At 70.1% G+C, this 13768-nt stretch carries 12 protein-coding genes; 8 read left to right on the top strand and 4 right to left on the bottom strand.

Features of this window, described 5'->3' with window-relative positions:
* Positions 1–75: 75 nt before the first annotated feature.
* From H0B56_RS15985 to H0B56_RS16000, 4 genes are read left to right on the top strand one after another with little or no spacing between them, the layout of a single operon-like run.
* Positions 76–858 carry an enoyl-CoA hydratase/isomerase family protein gene (locus tag H0B56_RS15985; RefSeq protein ID WP_180893853.1) on the top strand — a complete coding sequence of 261 codons (783 nt, stop codon included), beginning with the start codon at positions 76–78 and terminating at the stop codon, positions 856–858.
* Positions 855–2402, top strand: coding sequence for an AMP-binding protein (locus tag H0B56_RS15990; RefSeq protein ID WP_180893854.1), 1548 nt, complete (start codon positions 855–857; stop codon positions 2400–2402). The genes H0B56_RS15985 and H0B56_RS15990 overlap by 4 nt, the downstream gene beginning before the upstream one ends.
* A complete protein-coding gene (locus tag H0B56_RS15995) occupies positions 2393–3049 on the top strand; it encodes a TetR/AcrR family transcriptional regulator (protein ID WP_180893855.1) in 657 nt (218 codons plus the stop codon). Before H0B56_RS15990 ends, H0B56_RS15995 begins: the two co-directional genes overlap by 10 nt.
* Positions 3050–3058: 9 nt before the next feature.
* Entirely contained in the window at positions 3059–3796 is a 738-nt protein-coding gene (locus H0B56_RS16000) for a 4'-phosphopantetheinyl transferase superfamily protein (protein ID WP_180893856.1), read from the top strand.
* A gap of 19 nt (positions 3797–3815) precedes the next feature.
* Here H0B56_RS16000 and H0B56_RS16005 read toward each other — a convergent pair whose 3' ends face one another.
* A complete protein-coding gene (locus tag H0B56_RS16005; RefSeq protein WP_180893857.1) occupies positions 3816–4919 on the bottom strand; it encodes an ABC transporter ATP-binding protein in 1104 nt (367 codons plus the stop codon).
* A 57-nt stretch (positions 4920–4976) separates the two neighbouring features.
* Positions 4977–6446: a GH1 family beta-glucosidase gene (locus tag H0B56_RS16010; protein WP_180893858.1), complete on the bottom strand. Its 1470-nt coding sequence runs from the start codon at positions 6444–6446 to the stop codon at positions 4977–4979.
* Positions 6447–6857: 411 nt separating this feature from the next.
* Between H0B56_RS16010 and H0B56_RS16015 the strand changes: the two genes are divergently transcribed.
* From H0B56_RS16015 to H0B56_RS16030, 4 genes are all read left to right on the top strand, one after another.
* Positions 6858–8156, top strand: coding sequence for an ABC transporter substrate-binding protein (locus tag H0B56_RS16015; protein ID WP_219632797.1), 1299 nt, complete (start codon positions 6858–6860; stop codon positions 8154–8156).
* An 18-nt stretch (positions 8157–8174) separates the two neighbouring features.
* Complete coding sequence (locus tag H0B56_RS16020) at positions 8175–9236, top strand: carbohydrate ABC transporter permease (RefSeq protein ID WP_219632798.1); 1062 nt, start codon at positions 8175–8177, stop codon at positions 9234–9236.
* Between the two features lie 15 nt (positions 9237–9251).
* Positions 9252–10163, top strand: coding sequence for a carbohydrate ABC transporter permease (locus tag H0B56_RS16025; RefSeq protein ID WP_219632799.1), 912 nt, complete (start codon positions 9252–9254; stop codon positions 10161–10163).
* Positions 10164–10284: 121 nt separating this feature from the next.
* Positions 10285–11310 (top strand): LacI family DNA-binding transcriptional regulator, encoded by a 1026-nt coding sequence (locus H0B56_RS16030; protein WP_180893859.1) that lies wholly within the window; start codon positions 10285–10287, stop codon positions 11308–11310.
* Positions 11311–11316: 6 nt separating this feature from the next.
* Here the strand turns inward: H0B56_RS16030 and dapA are convergent, their stop codons facing one another.
* Both dapA and H0B56_RS16040 read right to left on the bottom strand, forming a co-directional pair.
* On the bottom strand, positions 11317–12171 hold the full coding sequence (dapA, locus tag H0B56_RS16035) for a 4-hydroxy-tetrahydrodipicolinate synthase (RefSeq protein ID WP_343063917.1): 855 nt from the start codon (positions 12169–12171) through the stop codon (positions 11317–11319).
* 118 nt (positions 12172–12289) lie between these two features.
* Positions 12290–13516, bottom strand: coding sequence for an isochorismate synthase (locus tag H0B56_RS16040; RefSeq protein ID WP_343063918.1), 1227 nt, complete (start codon positions 13514–13516; stop codon positions 12290–12292).
* Positions 13517–13768: the final 252 nt, after the last annotated feature.

Genomic DNA, 13768 nt, shown 5'->3' on the forward strand with positions numbered 1-13768 from the left:
CACCCGCCGCCCGCACCCGATCACACATACCGGAAGCCTATCGATCGGTCGATAGATTCGTCTAGACTGGCACCCATGCCACAGCCGCAACGACCACGCACGGTGGACGTCGACATAGCCGACGGGGTCGCCACGATCCGGCTGAACCGGCCGGAGCGCCGGAACGCCGTCGTCCCCGAGCTGGTCGACGACCTCCTCGCCGCGCTCGACGCCATCGACGCCGCCGACCCCGCACCGGGTGCGGTGGTCCTCACCGGACGCGGGCGCGCGTTCTGCGCCGGGCACGACCTCAAGGAGCCGCTACCGGAAGGTGACTCGCGCGCGCGGCTGGAGCGGCTCCAGGCCGTCACGCGGCGCATCCGGAACCTGCGCCAGCCGGTGCTGGCCGCGGTGCACGGCTACGCGATCGGCGCGGGGGCCGAGTTCGCGATCGGTTGCGACCTCGTGCTCGCCGCCCGCGACGCGGTGTTCCGCTTCCCCGAGGTCGGGCTCGGGCTCAGCGTCACAGGAGCGGCCTCCCGCCTGCTACCCGCGCTCCTGGGACCCCTCAAGGCCAAGGAGCTCGTGCTGCTCGGTGGCGACCTGGACGCGCCGACGGCGGCGCGGCTCGGCATGGTCAGCACCGTGGTCGAGGAAGCGGAGCTGCTGCCTACGGCCCTGCGGCACGCGAGCGAGATCGCCGGCAACCCGGTCGCCGCCGCGCTGGCGAAGCGCGCGTTGGACGCGGGCACGGACAGTACCGTGGACGCCGCCCTCGAGCTGGAGGTGAGCCACGCGATGATCACCGAGACCTCCGGCGAGGCGGCGCTGCCTGCCGCCGCGAACCACGACAAGGACAAGGGAGGGCACCGGCCGTGAGCGTCGCGATCGAGCACGTCGAGGACCTCGCCACCCTGACCTCCCGCGCCGCCGAGCTGTGGCCGGACCGCATCGCGTGGGTCTTCGACGGCACAGGGCAGCGGTACAGCTACGCCGACGTCCACCGGGACAGCACCGCGCTCGCGGCCGGGCTGACCGCGTACGGTGTCGCGCCGGGTGACCGGGTCGCCGCGATGCTGCGCAACGAGCCGGACTTCCCGCTGCTGTGGCTCGCGCTCGCGAGGCTGGGCGCCGTGCTGGTCCCGGTGAACACCAACTACCGCGAGCTGGACGCGGCGCACGTGCTCGACGACTCGGGGGCGCGCCTGGTGGTGGCCGCCGACGAGTTCACCGAGCTGCTCCGCGGGATCACCGGCCTGCGCCACGCACCCGAGGTGATCCGCCCGCGAGACCTCTACACCACCCGGCAGCACGGCCTGCCCGCCGGTCCCGCACCCGAACAGCCGGTCAACATCCAGTACACCTCCGGCACGACGGGATCGCCGAAGGGCTGCGTGCTGCCACACCGGTACTGGACGACGATCGCCAGGAGCATGGTCGAGGAGTCGCCGCACCTCACACCGGACGACATCACCCTCACCGCCCAGCCGTTCCACTACATCGATCCACAATGGAATGTCGTGACAGGGTTGACCTCCGGGGCACGGCTCGTGGTGCTGGATCGCTTCCACCCGTCGACGTTCTGGCAGAAGGTCCGGCAGCACGGCGTGACATGGTTCTACTGCCTGGGGCTGATGCCGACCGCACTGCTACGCCAGCCGGCCGCCGAGAATGACAGGGATCACTCGGTCCGCGCCATCCACGCCTCGGCCGTTCCCCCCGAACTGCACGCCGAGCTGGAGCGCCGCTGGGGCGTCCCGTGGTTCGAGGCGTTCGGCATGACCGAGACCGGTGCCGACCTACGGGTACGCGAGCACGAACACGACGAGCTCGTCGGCACCGGATGCGTGGGCACCCCGATCCGGGACCGCGAGGTGATGATCCTCGACTCGCACGGTGGTGCGGCACCCCGCGGCCGGACAGGGGAACTCGCGATCCGCGGCACCGGGCTGATGCTCGGCTACCACGGCCGACCCGAGGTCACCGCGCACGCCTTCCGGGACGGCTGGTTCCACACCGGGGATCTGGCGCGAATGGACGAGGCGGGGCGCGTGTACTACGTGGGCCGCACCAAGGACATGATCCGCCGCAGCGGCGAGAACATCTCCGCGGACGAGGTGGAGCACGCGCTGACGCTGCACCCGGACGTGGACATCGCCGCGGTGACGGCGGTGCCCGACGACTTGCGCGGCGAGGAGATCCAGGCCCACATCGTGCTCGCCGAGGGCGCCGCGGGCCCGGACCCCGAGTCCCTCGCCCTGTTCTGCGCGGCGAAGCTCGCTTACTTCAAGGTGCCACGCTACTGGCGTTTTGCCGATAAGCTACCCATGACGCCGTCCGAGCGGGTCGCCAAGGGACAGCTCGCCGGGGGCGACGAACCGTGGGTAGGCTCTTATGACAGGGGGAAACAACGATGGTGGTGAACACCACCGGTGAACGCATCCACCGGGTGGCGGTGGAGCTGTTCGCGCGCAAGGGGTTTCACGGCGTCGGCATCCGCGAGCTGGCCCAGCACGCGCAGCTGTCCTCGGCCAGCCTCTATCACTACATGGGCACCAAGGAGGCGCTGCTCGCCGAGATCATGCACGACTGCCTGCGGCGCCTGGTGTCCGCGGGACGCGAGGCGGTCGCATCGGTCGACGACCCCACCGAACGGCTCGGCAGGCTCGTCGCGCTGCACGTGCTCGCGCACGCCGAGCGGGCCCAGGAGACCGCGGTCGTGGACAACGAGGTCAACTCGCTGTCCCCCGCGCTACGCCGGTCCGTCGTGGCCGCGCGGGACAGCTACGAGCGGCTGTGGGCCGACGCCATCGCCGATGGCAGGCACTCCGGCGCGTTCCGTGCCGACCCCGACGGCGTCGCCCGGCGCGGCCTGCTCGAGATGTGCAGCGGCGTCGCGCGCTGGTACTCCTCGACCGGCCCGATGCCGCTGGATGACCTCGCCCGCGAGTACGCCCTGCTGGCGCTGCGAGCGCTCGGCCCCACCGAGCCGGCGGCTCCCGATGTGGATGTCTGCAGGGAGATCGTGCTGACGACGTGGGGAGCCGTCGGCTCTGCCGACTTCGCGTAGGCTGCCACCGTGGAATGCGCGGTGCTGTGGTCCCGGCCGCTCCCGGCAGGCGACGAGCTGCTCCTGTACCTCGACGAGGTCGAACTCGGGAGGTACCGGGCCTACCGGCTCGACGCGGACCGGCGCCGCTTCCTGACCGGCCGGGTACTCGCCAAGCACGCGGTCGGCGAACGGTTGGGCGTGCCACCGGCGGCGGTCACCCTGGACGCCACCTGTGCCGCCTGCGGCAAGCCGCACGGCAAGCCCGCCGTGTCCGCAGCGGGCTCGCCGGGCGACCGGCTCGAGCTGTCCATTACGCATTCCGGCGAGTGGGTCGGCGTCGCGCTGGCCGACGGGGTCCCGGTCGGCCTGGACGTCGAGTCCCCGGCCGAACGCTCGGCCGGGTCCGTCGACCGCCTTGCCGACTACACGCTCGCCGACAGCGAGCGCGCCACCATCGCCACGATCGACCCGGCCGGGAAGGAACGGGCGTTCCTGCGCTACTGGGCGCGCAAGGAGGCGCTCATGAAGGCGACTGGCCAGGGGCTGCGGCTCGGCCTGCGGGACATGGTCGTCTCGGCACCCTGGGAGCCCGCGCGGCTGCGCGCCGCCCCGGCGGATGCGATGACCCCGGAGTGCACCTTCCTGACCGACCTGGCGGCGACCGGGGACGACCCGGCGAGCCTGGCGTTGCTCACCCCGGGGCAGCCGCTCGTGACCGAACGGCACTGGAAACCAGCCACCCGGCACGGCCCCGGCAGGAGCTGAGCGAGCCGGCAGACCCGGGTCACCGCACGATGCGTTCGCCGGTCCGTGCGGAGAACGTGTGCACCTCCCCCGGCGGGATCCGCAGCCGGAGCACCTCACCGGCGGCAGGCGCGGCCCGCGGGTCGACGCGGATGATGATCCCGACGTCGCCGAGCGTGGGATCGTCCCGCTCCACGGTGGCGTAGCAGTAGGCGTCCGAGCCCAGCTCCTCCACCATCGTCACGGTGGCCGTGAAGCCGTCCGCACCGGCGCCGACCAGCTCGGGCGACTCGGGCCGGAAACCCACCACCACCGAGCTCGCGCCCTCGGCGGTGGCCAGGTGCACCACGGCACGCGGCACCGGTACCCGCGCGCCACCGAGCTCCACCCCGCCGTCGACCACCGGCGCCTCGCACAGGTTCATCGCTGGCGACCCGATGAACCCGGCGACGAACATGTTCGCAGGCTCCTCGTACAGCCTCCGCGAGGTGTCGCACTGCTGCAGCGTGCCGTCCTTGAGCACCGCCACCCGGTCACCCATGGTCATCGCTTCCACCTGGTCGTGCGTGACGTAGACGGTGGTGGTGCCCAGGCGGCGCTGCAAAGCCGCGATCTGCGTGCGGGTGGACACGCGCAACTTGGCGTCGAGGTTGGACAGCGGCTCGTCCATCAGGAATGCCTCGGGCTCGCGGACGATCGCCCTGCCCATCGCCACCCGCTGCCGCTGGCCACCCGACAGCGCCTTCGGCTTGCGATCGAGATACTCCTCCAGGTCCAGCAGCCTGGCCGCCTCACCCACCCTCCTGTCCCGTTCCGACTTGGGCACTCCTGCCACCTTCAGCGCGAACCCCATGTTCTGCGCGACGTCCATGTGCGGGTAGAGCGCGTAGTTCTGGAAGACCATCGCGATATCCCGTTCCTTCGGAGGCAACCCGGTCACGTCGCGGTCACCGATACGGATCGCGCCGCTGTCGACCTCCTCCAGGCCGGCGAGCATCCGCAGCGAGGTGGACTTGCCGCAGCCGGACGGTCCGACGAGCACGAGGAACTCGCCATCGCCGACCCGGAGGTCGAGGGAGTCCACGGCAGCGTGCTCAGCACCCGCGTACACCTTGCTGGTCTTGTCATAGCTGACTGGGGCCATTCGGTTCCTTCCTCCTACCTGGCACGCCTGCCTTCGCCGTACGACAGCCCTTCGTACTCACTCACCGGACCCGCCAGGCAGGCCGTTGCGCCGGATCACGCCTGCGTACCACCGCGCGCTGAGCTTCGGCACACGCCGCTGCGTCTCGTAGTCCACGTAGACCACGCCGAACCTGCGCGAGTACCCCCATGCCCACTCGAAGTTGTCCAGCAACGACCACACGAAGTACCCGCGTACCGGAACCCCGGCCGCGATCGCCTCGCGGCACGCCCGCAGGTGCGTCTCGATGTAGGTGACGCGGTCCGTGTCGACCACGCCTCGACCGTCGAGCCACGCGTCCTCGAACGCCGCGCCGTTCTCGGTGATGTAGAGCGGTATCGCCGGGTACTCGCGGCCCAACCGGCCGAGCAGCTCGGTCAGGCCCGGACCGTCGATCTCCCAGCCCATCGCGGTCACCGGGTAGTCGCGTGAGGCGAAACGCACGGTCTCGCTGCCCGGGTACGGCGATGCGCCACCCACCAGCGGGCTGTGCGTGGCCGGAGCCGCCGCACCGTCCGGACCGGCGACCACGTGACTGCTGTAGTAGTTGACCCCGACCATGTCCAGCGGGGTCGAGATGAGCGGCAGGTCGCCCTCGCGCACGTGCGCGTGGTCGCTCACCGCGTTCAGGTCCTCCACGACGTCGTCCGGGTAGTGCCCCCGCAGCACGGCGTCGAGGAAGAACCGGTTGTGCAGCCCGTCGATGCGCCGCGCCGCGTCGGCGTCCGCATCGGACGGCGAGGCAGGCTCGACCGGGTACAGGTTGAGGATGATCCCCACCCTGCGGGCACCCGCCTCGCGCAGTCCCCGAGCGGCCATGCCGTGTCCCAGTAGCAGGTGGTGCGCCGCCCGCACGGCGGCCGCGGGCTCCTGCCTGCCCGGCGCGTGCTCCCCGGAGGCGTAGCCGAGGAACGCGGAGCACCAGGGTTCGTTCAGGGTTGCCCAGCTCTCCACCCGGTCCCCGATCGCCTCGTGCACGAGCAGCGCGTACTCGGCGAACCGCCCGGCCGTATCGCGCACCGGCCAGCCTCCGGCATCCTCCAGCGGTTGCGGCAGGTCCCAGTGATACAGCGTCGGCCACGGCTGGATCCCGTGCTCCAGCAGTTCGTCGGCGAGCCTGCGGTAGAAGTCCAGGCCTCGCTGGTTCACCCCGCCCGACCCGTCCGGCTGCACTCGCGGCCAGGATATCGAGAACCGGTAGGCCTGCAGACCCAGCTCCGCCATCAGCGCCACGTCCTCCCGGTAGCGCCGGTAGTGATCGGCGGCGACGTCACCGGTCTCGCCCGCGAGCGTCCTGCCGGGCGTGTGACTGAAGGTATCCCAAATGGACGGTCCACGCCCGTCGGCCAGCGCCGCCCCCTCGATCTGGTAAGCCGATGTCGCCGCGCCCCACAGGAAACCCGTGGGAAACGTGCCACCGACCCCGCTACCCCTTCCGGTCTCCGCCGTCACCCGGAGCCCCGAGGCGGTCGAGCTCGAACCCGTCATCCCGTCACAGCACCTTCCGTCATCCCGCCGGTCACGTGCCGGTCGATCACGTCCACCCCGACGAGCCGCCGCCACCGATGCGCTACCGAGCCACCCCCGGGGATATCCATGTTTGGGAGCGCTCCCAACTCACATGACCACACCAGCCGAGCCGATGTCAAGCGCGACCGCATGCGGTACACCAGGGCCGATCGCCGCGGCCGCATCACCGGCCCCGCGGCGCGGGCAGCGAATGGCGGTAACGGTTGTGTTGCGGCGGCACCGCGGGGATTGACGTAAGTCACATCAGCCGATTGTGTTGTTGGGAGCGCTCCCAACAGTGGAGTGCCGTGACACGAACACGCTGTTCCGGCACAGCCCTACCGGCTGAGCCGCAGTTCGTCCGAGGATTCGCCCGAGAAGGGGGCGCAGATGATGACACGAGGCAGGCGCGGTGGACGAGCGGCCACCGCGATGGCAGGGAGCGCGGCGCTACTCGCTGTGGCGGCGTGCGGCAACGGTGAGGCCGACGAGGCCGGAGAGTCCACGGGAGGTGATGTCCACCTTGTACTCGAGACGTTCGGCACCTTCGGATACGACGAGCTGATCTCCCGGTTCGAGGAGGAGACCGGCTACACGGTGGATCACCGCGTCACCGGCGAGCACCCGGACTACGCCGAGGCGCTGGAACAGAACATCGCCGCGGGCAGCGGAGCGGGCGACGTGGTTGCCCTCGAAGAGGCCCATATGGCGAAGATGCTGGAACAGGGGGATGCCTTCCACGACCTCTACGATTACGGCGCAGGCGAGATGGAGGAGCACTTCCTGGACTGGAAGTGGGAGCTCGGGCACAGTTCCGACGGGCGGCTCATCGGCCTGGGAACCGACGTCGGCAGCCTGGCGATCTGCTACCGGTGGGACCTGTTCGAGGAGGCCGGGCTGCCCACCGACCGGGACGAGCTCACCGAGACCTGGCAGACCTGGGAGGACTTCCTCGAGGTCGGCCTCGAATTCCGCGACGCCGGGATGGACGAGGCGTTCGTCGACGACGTCGGGCAGTTCTACACCGCCATCACCCGGCAGGCAGGCGACGCCATCTACCTCAACCGGGACGACGAGCTGATCATGGACTCCAACCCGGTGGTCAAGGAGGCGTTCGACTACGCGGCACGGCTCGCCGAGGAGGACCTCACCGCCGCGCTGGACACCTTCTCCGACGACTGGAACGCCGGGATCCAGGCCGGCACCTTCGCCACCATGACGTGCCCCGCGTGGATGCTGGGACAGGTCGAGGAGAGCGCCGGGGACGCGGGCGAGGGACTCTGGGACGTCGCCGGGGTTCCCGGCGAGGGCGGCAACTGGGGAGGTTCCTGGCTCGCCGTGCCCACGCAGTCGGAGCACCCCGAGGAGGCCGCCGAGCTCGCGAAGTTCCTGACCAGCACCGAAGGTCATCTGGGGGCGTGGGAGGAAGCGAGTAACCTCCCGTCATCCGTGGAGACGCTGGAGATGGACGAGGTCCAGGGCTGGACGAGGGAGTACTTCAACGACGCTCCCACCGGCGAGATCTTCGCCGAGGGAGCGCTGGATCTGCAGCCGTACTACATGGGGTCCGGACACGTCGGCGTGCACGAGGCGGTCGGCGCGTACATCGACGACATGCAGCGCGGCGAGATCGACCCCGAACAGGCATGGCAGGACGCCCTCGCCGAAGCCGAGCGAGCGGTGCGCTAACACACCACTGTGCGGACGGTGCCGTGGCGGGCCACCGGGTCCCGGCCCGCCACGGCCTCCCCGACCGAGCTGGAGGTCTCGACCGTGAAGATCGTGAAAGGCGCCGGGACCGTGCCGGACCGGGAACCGCCGGTGCCGGGCGACGCCCCTGCGGGCGAACCGCGCCAGGAGCGGCGCACCCGCTGGCAGTCCCTGCGGGGCCGATTCGACCGGCGCTTCTCGCCCTACCTGTTCATCGCCCCGTACTTCCTGCTGTTCGGCATCTTCGGCGTGTTCCCGATGCTGTTCACCTTCTGGGTATCGCTGCACGACTGGAGCTTCATCGGGGGCAAGGCGGGATTCGCGGGGCTGGACAACTACGCCTTCCTGGTCACCGACGCCAAGTTCTGGAACGCCCTGCTCAACACGCTGGGCATCTTCGTGGTCGCGATCGTGCCGCAGCTGCTGATCGCGCTCTTCCTCGCCGACACGCTGAACCGGCAGCTCCGCTGGCGCGGCTTCTTCCGGATGGGAGTCATCCTCCCGTACGTCACATCCATCGCCGCGATGGCGATCGTCTTCGGCCAGCTCTTCGGACGTGACTTCGGATTGATCAACCTGTCGCTGGAGTCCTTCGGGCTCGACGGGATCGACTGGCGCTCCAACCGCCTGGCTTCCTGGGTCGCGATCGCCGTCATGATCGACTGGAGGTGGCTCGGCTTCAACACGCTGATCTACCTGGCCGCGATGCAGGCGATCCCCAGGGACCTGTACGAGTCCGCGGCGATCGACGGCGCCTCCCGCCTGCGGCAGTTCTGGCAGATCACCGTTCCGATGGTCCGTCCCACGATCATGTTCACCGTCATCATCGCCACCATCGGCCAGATGCAGCTGTTCACCGAGCCGGTGATCTTCTCGGCCGACTACCGCGGTGGGAACCAGAACCAGTTCCAGACGGTCGCGATGCTCATGTTCGAGGAGGCCAGGCAACTGGACAACTTCGGGTACGGCGCGGCCATCTCCTGGATCATCTTCGTGCTGATCGTGATCTTCGCCGTCATCAACGTGCTGTTCATCAGCCGTATCCGCAGCGCGACCTGAGACGAGGAGCAGAACGTGAGTGTCTACGCACCAACCCGCTCCGCGGCGGGCACCCCCGCCGGGCCACGTACCACGAACAGGCCCCGCCGCTCGGCGAGCGGCCCGCTGCGCGAAGCCGGACCACTGACCTATATCGCGCTGTCGCTGGTACTCCTCTTCTCGGCATTCCCGCTGTACTGGATGTTCGTCGTGGCGACGAGGGGAAACCAGGCGATCGCCCAACGGCCACCGGCCGTCCTTCCCGGCGGGCAGTTCGCCGGCAACGTGGTACGGACGCTGGAGAACCCCGCGGCGAACTTCACGACCGGCCTGCTGAACTCGGCGATCGTCGCCACGACCACGACCGTGTCCGTGGTGTTCTTCTGCTCGCTTGCCGGCTTCGCCCTTGCCAAGCTCCGCTTCCGCGGGCGCAACGCGCTACTGATCGGGATCGTGCTGACCATGATGCTGCCGGTGCAGATGGCGGTCGTACCGATGCTCATCATGATGGACGCCTTCGACTGGCGCGGCGACCTGCGTGCCGTCATCGTCCCGTTCATGGTCACCGGCTTCGGCGTGTTCATGCTGCGCCAGTACGCGCTGCAGGGAGTGCCGGACGAGCTGATCGAGTCGGCCCGCGTGGACGGCTGTTCCACCTTCCGCACCTACTGGAGCATCGTCCTGCCTGCCCTGCGCCCCGCGATGGTCGTACTCGGCATCCTCACGTTCATGCAGAACTGGAACGAGTTCATCTGGCCGATCGCCGTACTCGGGCCGGACAACCCCACCGTCCAGGTCTCGATCCACAACCTCAACCTCGGCTACACCAGCGACTTCGCGCTGATGTTCACCGGAGCCACGTTCGCCACGCTCCCGCTGCTCCTCGTCTTCGTGGTGTTCGGTCGCAAGCTCATCGGGGGGATCATGGATGGAGCGATCAAGGGCTGAGCACCGATGTACCCGCGACATCGCGCCCGGCGCGGTGCACCGGCTCCCGGGTAGTCTCCACAGTGCTCGTCGTACACCGGCACACGGTGGTGAAGGAGACGATCCGGTAAGGAGCGGCGCGATGAATGCTCGCCATCAGCGACCGACACTGGAACAGGTGGCTGAACGTGCGGGCGTGGGTCGCGGGACGGTATCCCGCGTCATCAACGGCTCGCAGCAGGTCAGCCCCGCGGCACGCGAGTCCGTACTGCGAGCCGTCGAGGAACTGGGCTACGTGCCCAACCACGCCGCCCGGACACTCGTCACCCGGCGGACCGACACGGTCGCGCTGGTGATCTCGGAGCCCGACGAGCGCGTCTTCGCCGAGCCGTTCTTCTCCCGTGTCGTACGCGGCGCGAGCGCGACGCTGCGCCAGCAGGGCCTCCAGCTGCTGCTGTCCACCGCGGGCTCGCGCGAGGAACATGCCCGGATGGCCGAGTACCTCACCTCGCATCACGTGGACGGCGTGATGCTGATCTCCGAGCACCGGGACGACACGCTGCCGACGCAGCTGGACGCCGCGGGTGTGCGCTACGTACACGGTGGTCGCCCGCTCGGCACGGGCGACGAGCCGGTCAGCTACGTCGACATCGACAACATCGGCGGCGCCCGCGCCGCCACGCGGTACCTGCTGGGTGCTGGACGACGGCGCGTCGCCACGATCACCGGGCCGCAGGACATGATGGCCGGTCTCGACCGGCGCCGGGGATACGAGGACGCGCTGCGGGAGGCTGGAGGCGCCCCCTCCCCGGAACTGACCGTGCCGGGTGACTTCAGCTACGACAGCGGGGTACGGGCCATGCGGCAGCTCACCGACACCGATCCCGGCATCGACGCGGTCTTCGCCGCCTCCGACCTGATGGCCCTGGGCGCGATGCGGGTGCTGCGCGAGTCCGGCAAGCGCGTGCCGGAGGACGTCGCGGTCATCGGCTACGACGACTCCCCTGCGTCCGAGCACTCCGAGCCTCCGCTGACCACGGTGCACCAGCCCGCGGAGCGAATGGGCGCGGAGATGGCCCGGGTACTGGCCGACGGTATCGCCTCCGGCAGCCAGGAGCCGGTGAGTATCGTGCTGGACACCCACCTCGTCGTGCGCGCGTCGGCGTGAGCGCGGCTACTCCAGTAGCCCGCACTCCACCAGCGCCTTCCGGATTACCTCGCTCTCCGCCTCGTCGGCCTCCACCAGTGGCAGGCGCGGCGGACCCACCCGGATCCCCAGCATGTTCAGCGCGGCCTTGATCGGGATCGGGTTGGTGGTCACCCCGAGAGCCTGGTACAGCGGCTTGAGCGAGGCGTCGATCTCCGCGCGCCGCTCGGGCTCGTCGACCATCCTGCGGATCCGTTCCCCGGCGATGTGGCTGATGACCAGGACCCCACCGCACTCGCCGAGATCGAGCGTGCGCGCGAATATGTCGTCGTTGCCCGCGTAGACGCCGAGGCCCTCCACCGGCGCCAGATTGGCGCTGTTGGCCTGCTTGACGTAGTCGACCCGCTCGATGGTGGCCAGCTCGGCGAGCAGGTCGTTGGGAATGTCGATGCCGGTGCGGGAAGGGATGTTGTACAGGAAGACGGGCTTGTCCGTCGCCCGCGAGATCTCCGAGTAGTGCCGCAGCAGCCCGCGCCGGTTCGGGCGGTTGTAGTACGGGGTGACCGACAGGATGGCGTCGGCACCGAGCTCGGTCGCCCGTTCTGTCATCGCGCAAGCCTGCGCGGTGTTGTTCGACCCGGTGGAGGCAACCACGGTGGCTCCGGGCGGCCGCTCGGAGCAGGCCAGCCCGATGAGCCGCAGGTGTTCCTCATCGGTCAGCGTGGCAGCCTCCCCGGTGGTCGCGCAGGCCACGATGCCGTCGGAGCCGTGCCGCACGAGGTGATGGAACAGCGAGACGAACGCGGACTCGTCCGCGCGCATCTCGGAGTCGAAGGGGGTGACCATCGCGGTCAGTACGGATCCCAGCGGCGCGCCGTTCACTGCTCGCCCTCCCTCCTCCCACTGCGCCGCCGTACCCGCGGCGGCGCCCGTGTCGTGCCACCCGGACTCGCGTGCCGGCCACGTCCACGTTCTCGCGCCACCGGCACTGTGGTCAAGGTCACAACCGGAGGTCGAGTCCCATGGCACGCAGCAAGGTCTGGAACTTCGCCGAGGTCTCGGCCAGCTCGGCATCCGGGTCGGATCCGGCCACGATGCCCCCACCGGAGTACAGGCGCAGCGAACGCTCGGCGACCTGCGCGCACCGGATCGCCACGGCCCACTCCCCGTCGCCTGCGGTGTCCACCCACCCGACGGCGCCTGCGTAGTAGTCCCGCTCGAACGGTTCGAGCTCGCCGACAAGCGACCGGGCGGCCGGTGTCGGTGTACCGCACACCGCCGGGGTCGGATGCAGCGCCGCGGCGAGACGCAGCGCGCTGATGCCCTCGTCGCGGAGCTCGCCGGTGATCGCGGTACCCAGGTGCCACATCGTCGACGTCGACATCAGCGACGGCGCGGGCGGCACGTCGATACGGCGGCACAACGGGCGCAGCGCGGCCACAACGGCCTCGGTGACCATGGCGTGCTCGGCGTGGTCCTTGGCCGAGCCGAGCAGCGCCTCCGCGTTGCGCCGGTCGATGTCCGCGTCGGCCGACCGGGGCGCCGAGCCGGCATGCGGGTGCGCGCTGACCCGTGTGCCGCTGCGCCGGACGAGCAGCTCGGGGCTGGCGCCCACCAGGCTGCGTGGTCCCGGCGAACCGTCTGCCGGCCGCGGCAGCTCGACAGCGTAGGTGTAGCCGCCCGTGTTGTCCCGCACCAGGTTGTGCAGCAGGCAGGCGGGGTCGACGTCCGCGGTGAAGGAGATGTCGAGGGCACGCGCCAGCACCACCTTGCGAAGGTCACCCTCGCCGAGGGCGGTGAGGGCGCGTTGTACGGCAGCGCGGTGCCCCTCCGGCTCGGGAATCGGGGTGACCTCGGCCGGTACCGGGACCCCCCGGGTGGCCCGCTGCGCGGCCGCACCGTGCGCGGGCGCCGCCGACCACAGCTCACGAGGCAGGACGAACCGCGCGCCGGCCCGATCCGTCCCCTGCTCACCACCTGCGGGGTCGGTGGAGAACGGCAGCACACCTACCGCGACCGGATGGGCCGCACCGGTCAGTGCCTGAGACAGCCGCGTGTCCAGCCGGTCGATATCGCCCCCGTCGAGCACGGTGTCGGCCCCGCGCGCGAGGATCGACCGTTCCGCGGTGGACAGGAAGAAGTCCCCGCGACGGTACGCGGCGAGCAACTCGGCGGGATCAGCTCGCTGATCCGCATGCGCGCCCGCACCCCTGCCCGCGACCGTCACCGCGCCCACCTCGCCAGTTGCGCGGCACGGTGCGCCGAAATGATCGTCACACGATCGATTGTCGCACTACTCGGCGGTAGCGCTCGCAGCCAGGGACCCGGCGGTCAGCACAAGCGTAACCGCCCGACGCCCGCGGGCCGCCCGACTGGCAGGCCCCGACCGTCGGCTTGTGAACAACCCTCGGTACCACTCGGTCGGGTCGTCCACCGGACAAACCAACCGCGACACACATGCGTCACCAGCAGCCGGCTC

This window comes from Haloechinothrix aidingensis, assembly GCF_013450155.1.
GTDB lineage: Bacteria > Actinomycetota > Actinomycetes > Mycobacteriales > Pseudonocardiaceae > Haloechinothrix > Haloechinothrix aidingensis.